Below are 19,661 nucleotides of genomic sequence, written 5' to 3'. Positions count from 1 at the left end.
GGGCCTGGTCTTCGGGGGTGACCAGGCCCGGCGGCTCATTTCGCGCTCAGCCGTTGCAGCAGTGCGACTTCTTCGGCGACGGCGGCACATTCAGCGCCGGGTTGCGGTCGAAGAAACTGACCGGCTTCAGCTTGAATCCCGCGTAGTCCACCGGCATCACGGGCCAGTCCTCCGGCCGCGGGAAGTGCGTCAGCCCGAAGGTGTGCCAGACCACGATGTCCTCGCCCTCGATGTTGCGGTCCTGCGCGACGTAGGACGGCAGGCCGGCATCGCCGGGATGCTGGTTGACGAACTGGCCGGCCGGATACCGTTCTGCCGGATCGTATTTCGTCACCCACAGGTGCTTGGTCGCAAACGCCGCCCGCTTGGCAATGGAGCTCGACGGGTCGGCCAGCAGCGTCGGCTGACCCTCCGGATGCAGTGCGTAGCCGACGTTCTGGCCCAGCCGGTTCTGCTTGGTCGGGTTGGTGACGTGCCACACCCGCGCTTTCAGGTTGTCGGCGGTGCGCATGGCCTCGAGCTCGTGGGTCAGTTTGGTCTTCTGTGGACGGAATGCGTTGCCCCACGGGTTCTCCGGACCCATCGGGACGCCGACGGCATCCACCTCTTCGACGGTGTTGGTCAGGCCGTCGACCGCCATGTCCAGCCGCGCGGAAAACATGTGCTGGTGGAACGGCGCACCGAGGCCCGGCGCCATCTCGGTGGAAAAGCCCTCCGGCCCACGGTAAGCCGACGCGAACACGATACCGGTGGCCTTGGCCTCCAACTCGATGGTGCCGTCGAGGTACAGGTACCAGTAGAAGCCGTAGTCGTAGTTGCCGATGGTCAGGAAGAACGAGATCACCAGACGACGCGAGCGGCGGACCTCTGCCATCCCGTTGAACATGTCGGTGTGCTTCCACAGCACGCCGAAGTCCTCCTCGTGCAAGCAGATCGCGTTCTTCATCAGTTTGGGCTCGCCGTTCTCGTCGGCGATGGTGACGTCGAAGTACTTGATCTCGCCCAGACAGTCACAGCCAAGTTCGAGGGCGTTGGTGTACCGGCCGAACAGGTACTCGCCCTGGTCGAAGTAGTTCTGCCAGTACCGAACCGGGGACGGATCGGCGTACGGCACCACCATTTCCGCGATAGACGCCCGGTACACCACGGGGCGCCCGTCGATCGACAGCTGATGCAGGGTCAGGCCCTCGCGGACATCGAAGCCGAACCGGAAAGACCAGTCGGCCCAGGTGATCTGGTTGCCGTCGACGGTGAAGCTGGCGCCTTCGGGCTGGGTGATCTCGATGGGCTTGAGATCGGTGCGGGCGGGAACGGCATGCGGCGCCGCATCCCACTCACCGCGTTCGGTGGGCAGCGGCAGCTCGACCTCATCGATCACCTTGACCACCTTGCGTCCCGTGAGGTCGACATAGGCGACGACACCGTCGATCGGGTGCGCCCACGGCAGGTCCGCGGCGTCGTACTGGTAGAACGCGAGCACCCGGACGATGCGCCGGCCGATCTCGTCCTCGTGGCCGAAGACGCCGGCCGACAGCGGAACCGCGCGTACGTCAGTCGGATTCAGCTTGCGCCTGGTCATGGCCTCGATCCACTCCGGGCAGTCGAGGAGGAACGACTCGATGTCCTCGAACTCCTGATCCAGGATCGGCACATGGCCGTCGCAGGTGCTGTCGATCGTCACCTCGCTGACCACACGGGCCTCGGTCACCGACACCACCAGATCCGAGCCCTGGCCGGTGGCCCGGTCGAGCAGCAGCACCCGGGCGCGTCGGTCCATGTCGTCCCCGGGACGGAACGCCAGCACGTCGTTCTTGTGCGGTTCCTCCAGTGCGACGAACACGAAACGGACACTGTCGCCGAGCAGGCCGTGGGCGTCGACGATGCGGCGTGCCGCGCGGATTTCGTCGGCGCTCAACGGGGTGAGCGGATGGTCGGGAATGGTGGTCGTCTGGGGTTGAATGGTGGCAGTCATTGTGCGATCTCCTTTGCGATATCAGGGTTTTCGTTCTGTCGAGCTCCAGCATGTGGTCGCATGACCGCGACCACGATGCCGCCGGCGAAGGCACCGACCAGCAGGACGCCGATGATGGCGGCCAGGGTTCCGGAGCCGCCGACCAGCAGCGGGAGGTTGACGGCGGTCATCACCGACAGCACCGCCAGACCGGCAAAGCCCAGGCTCGGCGCGATGAAGGTGTGCCACGGCCGGGTGTCGAGGCGGGTCCGCCGGAAGTAGACGACGACCGCCGCGGACGTCAGCGTCATCAGCACCACGATGCCCACCGACGCGGCGCCGACGAACCAGGTGAACACCTGCGTCACCGGGTCCAGGCCGGCGAGGACCGCCGCCGCGACGAGCACCAGCGCCGAGAGGGTCTGGGCGAACGAGGCGACGTGCGGAGAGTCGTGCCGCGGGTGCGAGCGGCCGCAGCGCTCGGGCAGCGCCCGGGTGTTGCCGAGCGAGAAGATGTAGCGGGCCAGCACGTTGTGGAAGGACAGCAGCGCCGCGAAAAGGCTTGTGATCAAGAAGATCTGGACCAGGTCACCGCCCACCGCACCGACGTAGTGGGTCGCGGTCTCGGTGAGCATGGTCGCGGGGTTCTTCGTCGCCTCGTCGACCGCACCGGTGTCACCCCAGGCGCTGACCAGCGCCCAGCTGCTGAGCGCGTAGAAGCCGCCAATGAGTAGCAGCGCGGCGTACGTCGCCCGCGGGATGGTCCGCACCGGGTCTCGGGCCTCGTCGCGGAATACCGCAGTGGCCTCGAAGCCGATGTAGCCGGCCAGCGCGAAGATCAGCGCGATGCCCGGGGCACCGGAGAAGAAGTTGTCCGGACGCAGCACCGCCGTCGAAAGTCCTTGTGCGCCGCCACGTCCGATGACCGCGGCGTTGATCACCAGGACGATGCCGACCTCGCAGACCAGCAGGACACCCAGCACCTTGCCGGACAGCTCGATGTGCCGGTAACCCAGGAAGCCGGTGACCGCCATCATCAGCAGCGCATAGAGGTACCACGGCACCGCGGGTCCGCCGTGGGCGGTGACGAGCTCGTTGATGGATGCCCCGATGTAGCCATACACACCGACCTGGACGGCCGTGTACGACAGCAGCGCCAGGAACGCGGCGCCGAGTCCGGCATGCCGGCCGAAGCCGTGGGCGATGTAGGTGTAGAACGCGCCTGCGCCGGTGATGTGCCGGGCCATGGCGGTGAAGCCGACCGCGAACAGCAGCAGCACTGCGGTGCACACCACGTACGACGCCGGGTAAGCCGCCCCGTTGCCTGCGGAGATGCCGATCGGGAAGGTGCCGGCGACGACGGTCAGCGGCGCGGCTGCCGCGACGACCATGAACACGATCGCCACCGGGCCGAGACGGCCGGTCAATCGGTTGGGCGGGGCGCCGGTGCTGCGACCGGCATCGAGAACTGCGTCAGTTGTCATGGGTCTACCCTCGATGGAATTGAATGTGAATTGGTTGCCCTGGGGTAAGGCTTCGATGAGTTCAAATGAGAATCGATGGTGCGGCGAATTCTCATTCGGCGGCGAAATTCACAATGCGATGTTGATGGCTTTCGTCTGGGTGTATTCGGCAATGGCTCCCTCACCGAGTTCACGCCCCCAGCCCGATTGCTTATATCCCCCGAATGGCAACGCGGTATCGAACGCGTTGTGGCAGTTGACCCACACGGTGCCGGCCTTGATCTGCTGCGCCACCCGGTGCGCGGTCGAGACGTCGCGGGTCCACACGCTGGCGGCCAGCCCGTACGGGGTGTCGTTGGCGGCTTCGCGAACACCGCGGTCACGGTTGAACGGCACGGCGACGGCGACCGGCCCGAAGATCTCTTCCTGGTAGACGTTGAAGTCGCGGTTCACGTCGACCAACACCGTGGGCTGCACGTAGAAGCCGGTGTCGCCGTGGCGGCCACCGCCGGCCAGCGCCCGCGCACCCTGCGCGATGCCGTCGTCGAGGTAGCCGGTGACCTTGGTGAGCTGCTCGCGGGAGACCAGCGGTCCGATGTCGTTGGTGGGGTCCAGGCCGGGCCCGATGCGCATCCCGGCGGCGTGTTCGGCGACGCCCTGGGTGAACTCGTCGAAGATGGCGTCCTCGACCAGCAGCCGGGTGCCTGCGGTGCAGGTCTGGCCGTGGTTGAACAGGAATCCGCCGGCCACACCGGGAATCGCGGCTTCCAGATCGGCATCGGCGAAGACCACCTGCGGGCTCTTGCCGCCCAGCTCCAGCGAGACCTTCTTGAGGTTGCCCGACGCGGCATTGACGATCTTCTTGCCCACCTCGGTCGATCCGGTGAAGGCGACCTTGTCGACGCCCTCATGCGCGGACAGCGCGGCGCCGACGTCGCCGAAGCCCGTCAGCAGGTTGAACACCCCGGCCGGGACGCCGGCCTCGGCGATCACTTCGGCGAGCAGCACCGCGGTCAGCGGGGTCTGCTCGGCGGGCTTGAGAATGACAGTGTTCCCGCAGGCCAGAGCCGGTGCGACCTTGAACGCGGCCATGACCAGCGGGAAGTTCCACGGGGTGATCTGAGCGCAGACGCCGACGGGCTCCCGCAGCGTGAAGGCGTGGAACTTGCCGCCCGGGGCCCACGGCACCGACACCGGGACGGTGCGACCTTCGATCTTGGTGGCCCAGCCGGCGTAGTAGTAGAAGATCTCCGCGGCCCAGGTCACGTCGACGGCCTTGGCGACGGCGACGGACTTGCCGTTGTCGATGCTCTCCAGCTCGGCGAACTGATCGGCCCGGGCCGTGATGCCCTCGGCGATGCGCCAGATCATCCGCTGCCGCTCGGCCGGCGTCATCGCCGGCCACGGGCCGTCCTCGAACGCCCGCCGCGCCGCCCGGACCGCGCGCTCGACGTCTTCGGCACCGCTGTGCGGGACAGTCGTGATGACCTGCTCGGTGGCAGGGTCGACGGTGTCGAAACGCCGGCCGGAAACCGACTCGACCCACTGACCGTCGACGTACATCTGCTGCGGACGGGAGATGAATTCGGCGGTCCGCGGATCCAGTTCGGTGCTGATCGTGGCTGTCATGGAATTCATGTTTACGCCGTGATGTGGTGCGCGTCACCACTTATTTCGAATGGGTATTCGGCGAATTCGGATTCTCATTTGAAATGGCGCCGTCATTCTCATTCGGGCTGGTTGATAATCGCAGCTCGCGTCGATCCAGCGTGCCGGCACGGGGTCTTTCGCTATGGGCAGGCGTCCCGATTCTCATTTGAAGATTTTCGATGTTTACCCGACAACGCCGCCGAGGTCGGCGGCGATCGGCTACCTTCCGACAAATGGGCCCCACCAGAACCATCCGGAGCCGCTCGCCGGTCGCCGGACTTCAGCGCGCGCAGCTGACGTTCACCCAGGTGCTCGGGCAGTCGGTCTCGGCGGTGGCGCCATCAGCGGTGATGGTCACCCTGCCCGCGCTGGTCCTGCCGGCTGCCGGCCACGCGACGATCGCGGTGTTCATCCTGACCGCCCTCATGATGACGGCGGTCGGGTACTGCATCACGCAGTTCTCCACCCGGATGGTCGCGGTCAGCGGGCTGTACAGCTACACCGTCAAGGGGCTCGGCCCCGTACCGGGCATCGCGTCCGGCTGGTCACTGGTCATCGGCTATGCCGCCGCGGCGATGGCCAGTGCGCTCGGCGCGGCCAGCTACCTCGCCGCGCTGCTGGGCAGGGTCGGGGTGCCGGACGGCAAGCCCGTCGTCGCCGGCCTGACCGCCCTGGTCGGCGGCGCCGCACTGATCCTCATGATCCGGGGTATCAGACTGTCTGCGCGCATCTCGCTGGCCGTCGAACTGTTCGCGATCGTGGTGGCCGGCCTGGTCCTGGTGATCGCCTTCGGCGGAGCGGTCACCGGTCCCGCGACACCGTCGAAAGCGGTTGCCGATGCCCCACATTCAGCCCTGGGCTTCGCGCTCCTGCTCGCCATTACGTCATACGTCGGCTTCGAGAGCGCCAGCACCGTCGCCCGCGAGGCGCAGCGTCCGTTCGTCACCGTGACCCGGGCGATCCGCTGGACACCGCTCGCGCTGGGGGCGCTGTACACGTTCGCCGCCGTCCTGCAGACCACCGGCACGATTCAGACCCGAACCGGGTCGACGCCCATCGTGCTGTCCCTTCCCGACTCGGCCGACACCTTGGCCGGTGCACTGTCCGTCGCGATGGAGTTCGGCATCACCGCGTCCTGGATCGCCTGCGTGATCGGATCCACCACCGCGCTGTCCCGGACGTTGTTCGCGATGGGACGCGAGGGCCTGCTGCCGACCGCCATGGGACGCGCCCACCCGCGCTACCGCACCCCGCACGTCGCGCTCAGCATCGCGATGCCCGTGATCGTCGCGGTGCCGGTCGGCTACCTGTTCGCCGCGGAGTCCAGCCGCGACGTCCTCGTCGGACTGCTGGCGGTGTCGGCCCACGGCTACATCGTGGCGTATCTGCTGGTTTGCCTTGCGACGCCGGCATTTCTGCGCCGGATCGGCGAGCTCACCACCGCGCCGCTGGTCGTCGGGCTCGCCACCGCCGCCACCATGGTCGCCATCATCATCTGGGCCGCCCTCTCCGTGGCATCGCCGGTGTGGATCGCCACCGCGGTCTACTCCGTGCTGCTGGCAATGGGTTTGGCGGCGTTCCTCGTCCGGCGACGTCGGGTGCCCGATCTGGCGGACCTGGTCGGGGTGTTCGACGAGACCGTCGCCGGCGACGTGTTCGCCGACTACAACCCGTGGGAGGTGCGCCGATGAGCCCCGCCGACGGCGCGCTGTCGGGCCGCCAGCCCAAAGCAGTACAGAGCGCGTTACAGGTGCTCGAAGCGGTCGCCCTGGCCGGCACCGGGGTCACGGCGAAGGACATCGCCGAACACCTGTCGATGCCGTCGGCCACCACCTACCGGCTGCTGAATCTCCTTGTCGCCGACGGCTACATCGTCCGGCTACCGGACTTGTCGGGATTCGCACTTGGCCCGCGGATGGGTCTGCTGATCGATGCCGCGGTCTCCCCCACCGTATGCACCCGGGCCCGCGAAACCCTGGCCGAGCTCCGACTCTCTGTGCGCTTCGGGGTCCATCTGTTCTACTTCACCAACACCTCCGTGCGCCTCGCGGACGCCGACGGCGAATACCCGCCGCCCGCAGACGAATCCGTGCTGAACCGCCACCTGCACGCCAGCGCCGTCGGCAAGCTGCTGCTCGCCGAGAAGCGCGATGCCGACACGCTGCTCGGCCTCGTGCCGGCCGCGCTCACAGACCGCACCATCACGTCGAAATCGGCACTGGCCGAGCAACTCACCGCGATCAGGGAAAACGGCCACGCCATCCAGACCGGAGAATTGCGGACCGACTCCGCCTGTATCGCGGTGCCGATCCGTTCCGCTACCTCGACCCTGGTGGCGGCGGTGGCGATGTCCGGGCGCGCCGAACAGGAACAGCTGCTGCTCCGGCAGGTTCCGGTATTACAGGACTACGCAACACAGTTGGGCCCGCTGCTCGCGTGATGCCGCTCAGAAGGGAATCGAAGCGATCATCGCCCCGGCCCCGGTGACCAGGCTCTCCTTCTTCAGCGTCGTGCCGAAGTACTTCGCTTGCGGGTCGACCACCACCCGCTGATCGTCGTGATGGAGGGCCAGCACCTCCCGGGCCAGCCTCGAGAACGGGAACTTCTCGGGCCCGCCGATGTTGATCACATGGTTGCGCGGTGGCTCTATCGCGACCTCAGCCAGGTACGCGGCCACCTCGTCGGCCGCGATCGGCTGAATCAAGGCATCCGGCACCCGCACATCGTGCTCGTCGCCTTCGTCGGTGTCGGCCTCGACGACCAACGAATCGACGATGGCGCTTGCGAACTCGTGGAACTGCGTGGCGCGCACGATCGTGTAGGGCAGCCCCGACGACGCGATGATCCCCTCTTGCGCGACCTTGGCCCGCAGGTAGCCGCTGTCCGGCAGTTCGTCGACGCCCACGATCGACAGTGCGACGTAATGGCCCACCCCTGCTGCGCGGGCCGCCGCCACCAGATTGGTGGTCGCCCTCACGAAGAAATCCATCACCTCCTCGTCTTCGAAGGACGGCGAGTTGGTGACGTCGACGAGGGCGTCCGCGCCCGCCAGGGCTTTGGCGAGGCCCACACCGCTGAGCACGTCGGCGCCGGAGCGCCGGGACGCGGCGACCACGTCCTCGCCCTCCCGAGTCAAGAGGTCGACCAGTAGGTTCCCGATGAGGCCACTGGCCCCCATAACTGTCACCTTCACTGTGCCAACACCTTTCGTCGTCGCCACGCCGACCTGGGAGTCGGGCACTCAGCCTACGTCGCCCAGCATGCCGAGGGGCGCGAATCCGACGTCCGGGATACCTGGATAGGCGGGCATCGATAAGTCCCGTATCGCTGGACGACGCAACACGATTGGTGCCGCTGCCGGTGTCACGCCTGGTCCGTCGGCGGGATTTCCCGCACTGGCGATCAGGCGGCCGCCATGCACCTCGACCCGGACACACCGTTTGCGGAATTGACGCCCACGTCGGTACTGTGCGACAGTCGTCGGGAACGAATCCAGGTACGCACAGCAATGCAATGCATCGGACGGTCAGCATGGTAAATCGGCTGGTTACAGTGCATCAATTGGTGGTTCTTCTGCAGTCCGCAAATCAAATCGAGTTGCTGCTCACCGCGGCAGCGGGGACGGCCGCGATCATTACGGCGGTGCGCAGCCCGACAGGTGACGTTGCTGACATCGAACGGCGGCACACGGACCTGTGCACCTGCAAGGACGGCGACACCTCGCACTGCCCCGCACGCGATTCCCTGTGAACCGGTTTCGAAGGGGGCGCGGCACCACCGGCACCGCGCCCCACCTCTGTCAGCCGCTGATCGCCTCGGCAACCTTCACGCCGACCAGCACCACGGCCACCAGCAAATAGCCACGCAGCGCGACCATGCCGGCCACCCGCAGCGGCGACCACGCCGGCCGATCCAGGGTGTCGAGCGCGGGCGTGCGGAAACTGTCCCGCTCCTGGTTCCGCAGCGCCTTCCGGACCGCGCGATCGTCCGGTTGCTCATCCAGATCCTCCACCTGCTCGGGGTCCAGGCCACCCAGTTCCTCCGCGACCTCCGCTGCGGCCCGCTTCCGCTGCGCGCGCCGCGACCGCAGCGTCGCGCCGGCGATGGCGCCACCACCGAGCACGCCGACGGCAACCCCGACGCCGAAACCCCACTCGAGTTGTGCGGCAGTCAGATTCGGGAAGAACGTCGCAGCGGTCAGCGCCAGGGACAGCAGTACCAAGGCCCACACGATCACGCCGGCCAGGATGTTCTGCCGCATGGTGTTGACCCACGGACCCAGCACCGCCTTGTCGTTGCACAGCAGCACCAGGAACACCGTCGCCGACGGCAGCAACACACCGGCGAGGGCTTGCACGCCCTGCGTCAACAGCCCCAGCACGTGGTCGGGGCTGAACGACACCGTGGCAGCCACCGCCAGCAGCGCCGCGTAGCCGAGGTAGAAAGCGGGGGCCTCACTGACTTTCCAGTGCAGCGAGTGGCGCTTGCCCATGGTGTCGCCCAGCGCGTAGGTGGTCGCGAGGCCGACGGCGTTGGCCCCGATGAGCGACGCATCCAGCAGCAGGATGGCGAACAGCGCACCGGCGGTGTGCGACACGTGCTGACCCAGTTGATGTGCGACGTCACCGGCATCGGTGAAGTTTCCGGCCGCAGCGGTGCCGCCTAGCCCGAACGCCGCGGCAGCCATGATCGCGACCGCGCCGACCATCACCACGACGATGCCGATCCACAGGTCGACGCGCTCGTAACGAATCCACTTGGGGGTCAACCGCTTGTCGACGATGTTGGACTGCTGGAAGAACAACTGCCACGGCGCGACGGTGGTGCCGACGATCGCCACGATCAGCAGCAACAGCGTCGAGTTCAGCCCACCCGGCAACGACGGGATCAGACCGTGCGCGGTTTCCGATGCCGACGGGTGCACGATGAACGCCAACGGGAAGATCACGATGTTGACGGCGATCAGCGCGAAAATGAAACGCTCCCAACGGCGGAACGAGCCACCGGCCACCACGGCGAACAACAGCACCGCCGCGAGCGGGACCGAGATCGACTTGGGCAGCCCGAAGTAGTTCAGCGCCATGGACACCCCGACGAATTCGGTGACGATGGTCAGCGCATTGACGATGAACAGGTCACCGACACTGAAAGCGCCCCAGAACTTGCCGAACCGGGCGAAGATCAGGCGGGCGTGCCCGACGCCGGCTACGGCACCGAGTCGGACCACCATCTCCTGGTTGACGTACAAGACCGGAATCAGCAGCGCCAGCGTCCACAGCAGCGCCATGCCGTAGTTCTGGCCGGCCTGCGCGTAGGTGGCGACGCCGCCGGCGTCGTTGTCCCCGACCATGACGATGAGGCCGGGCCCCATCACCACCAGCAGCATCTTCAGGCGCTGCCACCAGCTGCGGCCCGTGGTGGTCTCGTCGGTACGGATGGTGCCGAGCGCGCCGACGATGTCGCCGACGTGCGCCGTGTCGAGCACCGCGGTGCTCGGCGAATCATGTTGTGTTACTGGCGTTCCGCCGGTGGGTCGCGGCATGCGAGCGAAGAGGGCCATGGCGAGATTCCTCTCGGGAGAAGGGCAGCGCAGCAGGGGTCCGCCCACCGAAATCGGTGGGCGGACCGTGCGGCCGGACGGATCAGAAGTGCGGGTGTGCCCCGAGAGAAGCCGAGATCACCGCGAGCGGGGTCTGCGACATCTGAAGGTTGTGCCGTTCCTGTGGGGTCAGGCGGGTGCGGGTGTGTACCAGCCGGGCCAGCCGGCGTACTGGGATAGCGCGGAATACGGTCATGACAGAGCTCCTGTCGGGTTCGGTCCCGTGGGCCTGCCTTAGGCGTCGGTCAGACGGCCAAACCACCAACTCGGCGGCAGGACAGCAGGGACTTCACAGAATGCTGAATGTGATTGAAATACATACGTTCTCGTTCCGGACTGGAACTCGGACTATCGCCGGGTCTCATGTGATCCCTCACCTCCTTGCCGCCGGGCCTCCGCGGAGGCAACGCTGTCGATGACAACACAAAAGGGAGAAGGCGATTGCCGGACAGGCCGTCAAGACCCGGTCATGATTCGACATCGCTCACACCCCTCTCGTCAGAGCTTCGGCACTGGACGACGTAATCCGCTGGGCGGATAGCCACTTTGGGTAACCCCTTAATCCGGGGAGACCTGTCCTGACCCTGGGCGTCTCTCGACGTCGTCGGATCAGTGGCTTCTGTTCGTTCAGGAGCCTCGCCTAGCGAGGTGCTGACTTTTGGAAGATAGCCCCGGCGATCGGGACCCGTCAAGTCGAATGATGGCCCCGGTGGCCGGGTACGGCCCCTGGATCAGTGCGCGACGTGCGCCCCGAGCGAAGCCGAGATCACGGCAAGTGGCGTGTGCGACAGCTCGAGATTGTGGCGTTCCTGTGGGGTCAGATGAGCACGACGGCGCACCAACTTGGCTACCCGGCGGAAGGCATCGGTACGAATAACGGTCATGGTGCGCTCCTGTCGACATCTGTCCCGCCGGCCGGCATGTGCCGCCGATGGCCAGACCCATACCCCCCAATGACAGCACGCAAACGTGGCGATGACATCCGGTGACGGCGTCAAGACACTGTTAAGAATCGAGGCTGATGGACGCCGCTCAGTCCAGACCGAAGATGCGAATGCTCTCGGCGCGCATGTCGACCTTGCGAACCTTGCCGGTGATCGTCATGGGGAATTCGTCGACAATGTGCACATAGCGCGGAATCTTGAAGTGCGCCAGCCGATCCGCGGTGAATTCCCGGATGGCGGCGGCATCGAGCGGCTCGGCTCCGGGGCGCATCCGCAGCCATGCGCAGATCTCCTCGCCGTAGCGGGCGTCGGGCACCCCGATCACCTGCGCGTCCTCGATGTCCGGGTGCGTGTACAGGAACTCCTCGATCTCGCGCGGGTACACGTTCTCGCCGCCGCGGATCACCATGTCCTTGATCCGGCCGACGATGGCGCAGTAGCCGTCTGCGCGCATCACCGCGAGATCGCCGGTGTGCATCCAGCCCTCGGAATCGATGGCCTCCCGGGTCTTTTCGTCGTTGTCCCAATAGCCCAACATCACCGAGTAACCACGAGTACAGAACTCCCCCGGCTCGCCCCGCGCCACCGTCTCGCCGGTTTCCGGGTTGACGACCTTGACCTCCAGGTGCGGATGCGCCCGCCCGATGGTCGCGGTACGCCGGTCCAGGTCGTCATCGATCAGCGTCTGGCAGGACACCGGCGACGTCTCCGTCATGCCGTACGCGATGGCCACCTCGGCCATGTGCATGTCGGAGACGCAGTGCTTCATCACCTCGACGGGGCACACCGAGCCTGCCATGATGCCGGTACGCAGGCTCGACAGGTCCCGCCCGGCGAACGACGGGTGGTGCTGCATCGCGATGAACATCGTCGGCACCCCGTAGACGCCGGCACACCGCTCGGCTTCGATGGCGTCGAGCGTCGCTGCCGGGTCGAAGCCGGGGGCCGGAATCACCACGGCCGCACCATGAGCCATGCAGCCGAGCACGCCCATCACCATGCCGAAGCAGTGGTAGAACGGCACCGGAATGCACAGCCGCTCACCGGGCATGAGCTTGATGCCCTCGGTGGTGAAGTAGCCGTTGTTCAGGATGTTGCGGTGCGACAGCGTCGCACCTTTCGGGAATCCGGTTGTGCCCGAGGTGTATTGGATGTTGATCGGGTCGGTGTTGGACAGCGTGGCCTGCCGGGCCGCCAACAAATCGGCACCGACCGCTGCGCTGTCGGCGCGCAACTGATCCCAGTCCGGGCCGTCCAGGTAGACGACGTCGCACAGCGTGGGTGCCTGCGGGCGCACCTCGTCGATCAGCGCCGCGTAGTCGGACGTCTTGAACGACGTCGCCGAGACCAGCATGCGCATCCCGGATTGGTTGAGCGCATAAGCCAGTTCGTGCACCCGGTACGCCGGATTCACGTTGACCAGGATCGCGCCGATCTTGGCCGTCGCGAGCTGCGTCACGACCCACTGGGCACAGTTCGGTGACCAGATGCCGACCCGATCGCCCTTCTCGATGCCGCGGGCCATCAAGCCGCGGGCGATCAAATCGACTTCGGCATTCAATTCCGCGTAGGTGTACCGCAGGCCCTGCCCGCGGTCGACCAACGCGAGCGTGTCGGGATGGGCCGCGACGGTGTGCTCGAAGTTGGCGCCGATGGTCTCTTCCAGGATCGGGGTCTCGGTGGGCCCGGTGTCGTAGCTCAGCATCAGTTCACCAGATCCTCATAGCGGTATTCCGATGCGATCGGGGTGCCGGCCGCATGCGCTTGATCTTCGCGCTTGCGCAGGTCAACGCGCCGGATCTTGCCGGAAATCGTCTTGGGGAGGTCACCGAACTCCACCCGGCGGACCTTGAGATACGGCGCCAGGTGATCACGGGCGAACTCCATGATCGACCTTGCGGTTTCCGCGTCGGCGTCCCAGCCGGTGGCCAGACACACATACGCTTTCGGGACCGCTAGCCGGGTGTCATCGGGCTGCGGCACCACCGCGGCTTCCACCACCGCCGGGTGCTCGATAAGCACGCTCTCCAACTCGAACGGCGACACCTTGTAGTCCGAGGACTTGAACACATCGTCGGTGCGGCCGATATAGGTGATGTAGCCGTCTTCGTCGCGGGCGGCCACGTCACCCGTGTGGTAGTAACCGCCCGCCATCACGGCCGCATTACGTTGTGGGTCACCGAGATAGCCGGTCATCAGGTTCAGCGGCCGCGCGCCCAGTTCAAGGCACAGCTCGCCCTCGTCGGCCCGCTCGCCGGTCAGCGGATCGACCAGCACCACGGGCACACCGGGCATCGGCCGGCCCATCGACCCGGCCTTGACCGGCTGCCCCGGGGTGTTGCCCACCAGGAGCGTGGTCTCGGTCTGCCCGAAACCGTCCCGGATGGTCAGGCCCCACGCGTCCTGCACCTTCGCGATGACATCGGGGTTCAGCGGTTCACCCGCGCCCAGAATCTCGCGCAGCCCTTCGGGTTTGGTGCCGAGGTCGGCTTGGATCAGCATCCGCCAGACCGTCGGCGGCGCGCAGAAGGTGTTGACGCCGGCGCGGCGCAGTTGCCCCATCAGCGCGGCGGCGTCGAAGCGGCTGTAGTTGTAGACGAAGATGGTCGCCTCGGCGATCCACGGCGCGAACACACAACTCCAGGCGTGTTTGGCCCAGCCCGGCGAGCTGATCGCCAGATGGACATCACCCGGCGTCACCCCGATCCACGCCATGGTCGACAGGTGCCCGACCGGATACGAAATCTGAGAGTGCTCAACAAGTTTGGGCTTGCTGGTGGTGCCCGAGGTGAAATACACCAGCAGCGGATCGTCGACCTCGGTGACCGCGGCGAACGGACCCGCCGAAACCACCTCGTACGCATCGGCATAGCGATGCCAGCCCGGCGCCGAGTCCCCGACCACGACCCCCACGTACTGCCCATCGACCGACGCGAACTTGTCGGCGTCGGCAGCGTTGGTCACCACGAAGCCCGCCCCGCCGCGGGTGATCCGGTCCGCCAGGTCCGCGGGGCCCAGGGCGCCCGTCGTCGGCATCACCACCGCGCCGAGCTTCGCCACCGCCAGCATCGACTCCCAGAGCTCGACCTGGTTGCCCAGCATCACGATGACCCGATCGCCCTTGCGCACGCCCAGCGCCCGCAGCCACGTCGCCACCCGGTCGGACCGATCGGCCATCTCGGCGAAGGTGTACCGCTCCTCGGACCCGCCCTCTTCGGTGATCCACAGCGCCGTCTGCCCGGCCCGTTCCGGACTGTGCGCGACGACGTCGAACCAGTCCGTGGCCCAGTTGAAGGCGCCGGCCAGCCGCGGCCAGCGGAACGTTTCGACGGCCTGCGAGTAGTCGCCGATCGATGCCACGAGGTGATCGCGCGCCGCGCGGTACTGCTCGGTGTTGGTGGTTGTCCCAGCGTTGGTCGCCATGAACGTAGGATCTACGTCACACCCATCCGCCCGCTACCCCCGAAAGAGGGTACTGACCGTGACCACCGGCCCATCGCTGCTGCGCCCGCGCGACACCGACGCGGTGCGTGCCGAACTACGGCGATTGGGCACCCAGGGCGCGGTACCCGTGATGTTCGGCGGCGAGGTGCACGACGACGCACTGCTGATCACCGAGTTCTACGGCACCCGAGGCGGCGGGCTCCGCGGCCTGACGGTGCGCTCGGCGTTCGGCCTCGGCGGGGCCAGCATGGTGACGGGCCAACCGCTGGCGGTGGCCGACTACCGGCACGCGCCGTCCATCACCCACGACTACGACATGCCCGTGTTGTCCGAGGGCATCCGCTCGGTACTGGCGGTGCCGGTCGTCGTCGACGGCCGGACCCGGGCTGTGCTCTACGGCGCCTACCGCTCCAGTGCCCCGTTCGGCGGGCGGGCCGTCGACCTCATGCTGACCTCCGCGCAGCGGCTCGCCGACGAGCTCGCGATCCGCGACGAAGTGGACCGTCGACTACGGCTGCAGCAGCCCCCGGCGGCCGACACCGCGGTGAACACCGAACACCTCAGGCAGGTGCACGCCGAACTGCGGAGACTGGCCGCCGCAGGCCGGCACGTCGCGCCCGGCGAGCTCGGCGACCTCGCCGACCGGCTGGCCGAAGCCCTGGCCGGCGGGCCCGCACCGGCCGGTCCGCTGAGCCCCCGCGAACTCGACGTGCTGGCCCAGATTGCGCTGGGCTGCACCAATACCGAAGCAGCCCAGCGGCTCTCGCTGAAGCCCGAGACCGTCAAGAGCTACCTGCGCAGTGCCGCAACGAAACTCGGCACCCATACCCGGCACGAGGCGGTTTCGAAGGCGCGACAGTTGCGGCTGATCCCCTGACCGGTCAGGCCAGGGAGTCGATCCAGGCGCGGTGCAGCGCCGCGTATCGCCCGTTCTGGGCGACCAGATCATCGGGGGCACCGTCTTCGACGATGCGTCCGCCGTCGAGGACCAGCACCCGATCCGCCGACTGCACGGTCGAGAGCCGGTGCGCGATCACCAGCGCTGTCCGCCCGGCCAACACGGTGGCCAGAGCGCGCTGCACCAGGCGTTCGGTCGGGATGTCCAGCGACGACGTCGCCTCGTCCAGGATCAGCACCTTGGGGTCAGCGAGGAACGCGCGCGCGAACGCGACCAACTGGCGTTGCCCCGCCGACAGCCGTCCGCCCCGGTTGGCGACGTCGGTGTCATAGCCGTCCGGCAGCGCGTCGATGAACCGGTCGGCGCCAACGGCTTCCGCGGCCGCGCGGATCTCGGCGTCGGTGGCATCGGGCCGGCCGAACCGGATGTTGTCGGCGACGCTGCCGGCGAACATGAAGTTCTCCTGCGTCACCATCACCACATGCCGGCGCAACTCGGCCTGGGCGATGGACCGCAGGTCGATGCCGTCGAGCGTCACCGTTCCGGTGACGGGGTCATAGAAGCGCGCGATCAGTTTGGCGATGGTCGTCTTCCCCGCGCCGGTGGCACCGACGAGAGCGACGGTCTGCCCCGCGGGCACCGTCAGGTTCAGTTCCGGCAGCACCGGCCGCGCCCGGGTGTAGCCGAAACTCACCTCGCGAAAAGTAATGTCCCCCTTGACCGCCGTGAGCGCGACGGGGTCGGCGGGGTCCATGATCGCCGGCTGCTGCCCGAGGACGCCGGCCAGCTTCTCGAGCGCCGAGGCCGCGGACTGGAACGTGTTGAAGAACTGCGAAATCTCCTGCATCGGTTCGAAGAACATGCGCAGATACAGCAGGAAGGCCGTCAGCGTGCCGATGGTCATGCGGCCGTGCAGCACCAGATATCCGCCGTACAGCAGCACCACGGCGGTGGTGATGTTGCCGACGAGCTTGACGCCGGGCATGAACACCGCGAGCAGGGTCATGGTGCGTTCGTTGATGACGCGGTAGTCGTCGACGACGTCGTCGAAGATGTCCTGGTTGCGGGGCTCGCGGCGGTAGGCCTGCACCGCCTTGATGCCCGTCATGGTCTCGACGAACTGGACGATCACCAGGGCCGCCCGTTCCCGGACGGTGCGGTACGTCTTCGACGACTCGCGGCGGAACCAGGCGATCAGCAACACCAGGAGCGGAAAGGCGCCCAGGCACATCAGCCCGAGCCGCACATCCAGCGTGACGAGCAGTACGGCGGTGCCGCCCAAGGTGAGCACCGCGGTGATGAGGCTGTCGAAACCCGTCGACAACATGGTCTGGATGGCTTCGATGTCGTTGGTGGACCGGCTCACCACGCGGCCCGAGGTGTAGCGGTCGTGGAATGCGACATCGAGCCGCTGGAACTGCCGGTACACGCAGCGGCGCAGTTCCAGCAGCACCTTCTGCCCGATCCGGCCCGACCGGTTCAGGAAGAACAACCGGAACGTGGCCTGCAGCACCACGACGCCGCACAGGGCCCCGACGATCTGCAGCAGTTCGCGCGCCGGCCCGCCGTGCAGGATCGGCGGGATGCCGTGGTCGATGCCGCGCTGCACGAGCAGCGGAACCGACAGGCGCGCAGCATTTTCCACCACGACGACCAGACCCAGCAGCAGGACCGCGGCGCGGTACGGCTTGAGCAGCGAGCCCAGCAACGCGCGGGCCTCGCGCCGCCGCGAGATGCTCTCGTCGATGGGCAGGTCCTCGGCCTTGTCGACCGCCTGGCCTCTCCAGGTCTCGGCGCTCATCGCCTCCGCACCTCTTCGGACTCATCGGACTGCTCCAGATACAGCTGTTCGAGCCGTTCCCGCTCAGCGTCCTGCTCCCAGTCGCAGCTGCGTTCGCAACCGTCGTCGAGCTCGTCGTCGGCGGACAGCAGATACCGGTATTCGGGCGCCTGCACCAACAATTCGGCGTGTGTACCGATGCGCGTGATGGTGCCGTCCTGCAGCAGCGCCACCCGGTCGGCCAGCAGGACGGTGGACGCCCGGTGCGCCACCACGATGCCGGTGACCTCCCTCAGCACGCGCCGCAGCGCGACCGTCACCTCGGCCTCGGTGTGCATGTCCAGTGCGGAGAGGGTGTCGTCGAGCACCAGCAGCGACGGGTTCGCGAGGATGGCACGGGCCAGCGAAAGACGTTGCCGCTGACCGCCGGACAGACTCATGCCCTGCTCACCGATGCGGGTGTCCAGCCCGTACGGCAGGTCGTAGACGAACTGGGCGGCCGCGATGTCGACGGCTGTGCGCACCTCGTCGTCGGTGGCGGGATTGTCGGCGCCCCGACCGAGGGTGAGGTTCTCGGCGACGGACATCGAGAACAGCGTCGGGTCTTCGAACGCCGTGGCCACGGCGGTCCGCAAAGCGGGCAGCGAAAGCTCGCGGATGTCCCGCCCGTCAAGCAGGATGGCGCCCTCGGTGACGTCGTACAACCGCGAGAACAGTGCGGCCAGAACCGATTTCCCGGAACCGGTGGCACCGACCAACGCCAGTGTCTGTCCCGGTTCGACCGTCACCGACACATGCCGCAGCGCCCAGTCGTCGGGTGCGGCGTCGGGGAACTGGAAGCCGACGTCACGCAGTTCGAGATGCCCGCCGCGGGGCACGGTCGTGACCGGGCCGTCGGTGATATCCACTGGCGCGTCGAAGATCTCGGCGACGCGATCGGCAGCGGTCATCGACTCCTGCATCATCGACAACAGGAAGCCCAGCGACGCGATGGGCCACACCAGCGACAGCATCATGGTGATGAACGCGACCAGGGTGCCGATGGTGACCAGGCCGTGGCCGACCGCATATGCGCCGAACCCGAGCACCAGGATCAGCGTGAGGTTGGGGATGACCTCGAGGAGTGTCCAGAATCGCGCCGATACCGCGACCTTGCCGACCTCCGCGTCGTACAGGGCCGTGGCCCGCTCGTCGAACCGCTGGTAGACGTAGTCCTCGCGGCCGAACGACTTGATCACCCGCAGACCCAGCGCGGACTCCTCGACATGCGTTGCCACATGGCCGGATTGGTCCTGCGCCAGCCGGGACAGCCGGCTGAACTGCCGCTCGAATCTGAAGATCGTCACCGTCACCGGCAGCACCGACGCCAGGACCACCACACCCAGCGGCCAGTACATGGCCAGCAGGATGCCCGTCACCACGACGATCTGAATGCTGTTGAGCACCAAGAACAGCAGACCGAAACCGAGGAATTGGCGAATGGTGCCAAGGTCGTTCATCACGCGCGACAGCAATTGCCCGGACTGCCACTGTCGGTGAAACGACATGGGCAGAATCTGCAGCCGGGCGTAGAGCTCCTTGCGGATGTCGGCCTCGACGCCCATGGTCGCCCGGGCCCCGAGCCAGCGCCGGATGAACCACAGCACCGCCTCGAGGAGCCCCAACGCGAGGGCGGCCGAACCGAGCACCCACAAGCCGTGCTGATCCTGGTGCCGCACCGGACCGTCGATCACGGCCTTCGTCACCAGCGGAATCGCCACCGTCACGCCCAGACCGGCGAATGCGGTGAGCAGCATGACACCCCACCGACCGCGGTACGGGCCGAGATAGGGCAGCAGACGCAGCAGATCCGTCGACGCACGCCGGCGCTGCGGCACCGGGGCGATCGTCGGAGCCGACTGCAGGGGCTGGGGCTGGGCTATATCAGACACA

The 19,661-nt window shown here is 67.1% G+C and carries 15 protein-coding genes and 1 riboswitch; of the genes, 4 read left to right on the top strand and 11 right to left on the bottom strand.

Annotated elements, in window-relative coordinates:
- Positions 1 to 46: 46 nt before the first annotated feature.
- The 3 genes from ACWW1C_RS03525 to ACWW1C_RS03515 all read right to left on the bottom strand — a co-directional run bounded on the left by ACWW1C_RS03525 (position 47) and on the right by ACWW1C_RS03515 (position 5,043).
- A complete protein-coding gene (locus ACWW1C_RS03525; RefSeq protein WP_455982151.1) occupies positions 47 to 1,972 on the bottom strand; it encodes a primary-amine oxidase in 1,926 nt (641 codons plus the stop codon).
- A complete protein-coding gene (locus ACWW1C_RS03520) occupies positions 1,969 to 3,435 on the bottom strand; it encodes an APC family permease (RefSeq protein WP_455982150.1) in 1,467 nt (488 codons plus the stop codon). Before ACWW1C_RS03520 ends, ACWW1C_RS03525 begins: the two co-directional genes overlap by 4 nt.
- 108 nt (positions 3,436 to 3,543) lie before the next feature.
- Positions 3,544 to 5,043 carry an aldehyde dehydrogenase family protein gene (locus ACWW1C_RS03515; protein WP_455982149.1) on the bottom strand — a complete coding sequence of 500 codons (1,500 nt, stop codon included), beginning with the start codon at positions 5,041 to 5,043 and terminating at the stop codon, positions 3,544 to 3,546.
- Positions 5,044 to 5,297: 254 nt separating this feature from the next.
- On the opposite strand from ACWW1C_RS03515, the gene ACWW1C_RS03510 reads away from it, so the two are divergent.
- Together ACWW1C_RS03510 and ACWW1C_RS03505 are read left to right on the top strand one after the other, a co-directional pair.
- Positions 5,298 to 6,755 (top strand): APC family permease, encoded by a 1,458-nt coding sequence (locus ACWW1C_RS03510; protein WP_455982148.1) that lies wholly within the window; start codon positions 5,298 to 5,300, stop codon positions 6,753 to 6,755.
- Positions 6,752 to 7,504, top strand: a complete 753-nt coding sequence (locus ACWW1C_RS03505; protein ID WP_455982147.1) for an IclR family transcriptional regulator — start codon at positions 6,752 to 6,754, stop codon at positions 7,502 to 7,504. Before ACWW1C_RS03510 ends, ACWW1C_RS03505 begins: the two co-directional genes overlap by 4 nt.
- Before the next feature lie 6 nt (positions 7,505 to 7,510).
- Here the strand turns inward: ACWW1C_RS03505 and ACWW1C_RS03500 are convergent, their stop codons facing one another.
- Positions 7,511 to 8,257: an SDR family oxidoreductase gene (locus ACWW1C_RS03500; protein ID WP_455982146.1), complete on the bottom strand. Its 747-nt coding sequence runs from the start codon at positions 8,255 to 8,257 to the stop codon at positions 7,511 to 7,513.
- 368 nt (positions 8,258 to 8,625) lie between these two features.
- Between ACWW1C_RS03500 and ACWW1C_RS03495 the strand changes: the two genes are divergently transcribed.
- Positions 8,626 to 8,814, top strand: a complete 189-nt coding sequence (locus ACWW1C_RS03495; protein ID WP_455982145.1) for a hypothetical protein — start codon at positions 8,626 to 8,628, stop codon at positions 8,812 to 8,814.
- A 49-nt stretch (positions 8,815 to 8,863) separates the two neighbouring features.
- On the opposite strand, the gene ACWW1C_RS03490 is transcribed toward ACWW1C_RS03495, so the two are convergent.
- The 5 genes from ACWW1C_RS03490 to ACWW1C_RS03470 form a co-directional block, all read right to left on the bottom strand.
- On the bottom strand, positions 8,864 to 10,606 hold the full coding sequence (locus ACWW1C_RS03490; protein ID WP_455984126.1) for an NRAMP family divalent metal transporter: 1,743 nt from the start codon (positions 10,604 to 10,606) through the stop codon (positions 8,864 to 8,866).
- Positions 10,607 to 10,706: 100 nt separating this feature from the next.
- The gene (locus tag ACWW1C_RS03485; RefSeq protein ID WP_455982144.1) at positions 10,707 to 10,859 is read right to left on the bottom strand and encodes a hypothetical protein; all 153 of its coding nucleotides are present in this window, start codon (positions 10,857 to 10,859) and stop codon (positions 10,707 to 10,709) included.
- A gap of 287 nt (positions 10,860 to 11,146) precedes the next feature.
- Positions 11,147 to 11,318, bottom strand: a riboswitch (M-box (ykoK) riboswitch).
- A 76-nt stretch (positions 11,319 to 11,394) separates the two neighbouring features.
- On the bottom strand, positions 11,395 to 11,547 hold the full coding sequence (locus ACWW1C_RS03480; RefSeq protein ID WP_455982143.1) for a hypothetical protein: 153 nt from the start codon (positions 11,545 to 11,547) through the stop codon (positions 11,395 to 11,397).
- 148 nt (positions 11,548 to 11,695) lie between these two features.
- On the bottom strand, positions 11,696 to 13,312 hold the full coding sequence (locus ACWW1C_RS03475) for an AMP-binding protein (protein ID WP_455982142.1): 1,617 nt from the start codon (positions 13,310 to 13,312) through the stop codon (positions 11,696 to 11,698).
- A complete protein-coding gene (locus ACWW1C_RS03470) occupies positions 13,312 to 15,030 on the bottom strand; it encodes an AMP-binding protein (protein WP_455982141.1) in 1,719 nt (572 codons plus the stop codon). The genes ACWW1C_RS03475 and ACWW1C_RS03470 overlap by 1 nt, the downstream gene beginning before the upstream one ends.
- Before the next feature lie 58 nt (positions 15,031 to 15,088).
- Between ACWW1C_RS03470 and ACWW1C_RS03465 the strand changes: the two genes are divergently transcribed.
- Positions 15,089 to 15,928, top strand: coding sequence for a LuxR C-terminal-related transcriptional regulator (locus ACWW1C_RS03465; RefSeq protein WP_455982140.1), 840 nt, complete (start codon positions 15,089 to 15,091; stop codon positions 15,926 to 15,928).
- A gap of 4 nt (positions 15,929 to 15,932) precedes the next feature.
- Here ACWW1C_RS03465 and ACWW1C_RS03460 read toward each other — a convergent pair whose 3' ends face one another.
- Together ACWW1C_RS03460 and ACWW1C_RS03455 are read right to left on the bottom strand one after the other, a co-directional pair.
- Positions 15,933 to 17,750, bottom strand: a complete 1,818-nt coding sequence (locus tag ACWW1C_RS03460) for an ABC transporter ATP-binding protein (protein ID WP_455982139.1) — start codon at positions 17,748 to 17,750, stop codon at positions 15,933 to 15,935.
- Positions 17,747 to 19,660 carry an ABC transporter ATP-binding protein gene (locus tag ACWW1C_RS03455; RefSeq protein ID WP_455982138.1) on the bottom strand — a complete coding sequence of 638 codons (1,914 nt, stop codon included), beginning with the start codon at positions 19,658 to 19,660 and terminating at the stop codon, positions 17,747 to 17,749. The genes ACWW1C_RS03460 and ACWW1C_RS03455 overlap by 4 nt, the downstream gene beginning before the upstream one ends.
- Position 19,661 lies beyond the last annotated feature (1 nt).

It is taken from the genome of Mycobacterium sp. HM-7 (genome assembly GCF_053852335.1).
Note: the sequence above shows the minus strand (reverse complement) of the source record. Positions and strands in the feature narration are given on the sequence as shown.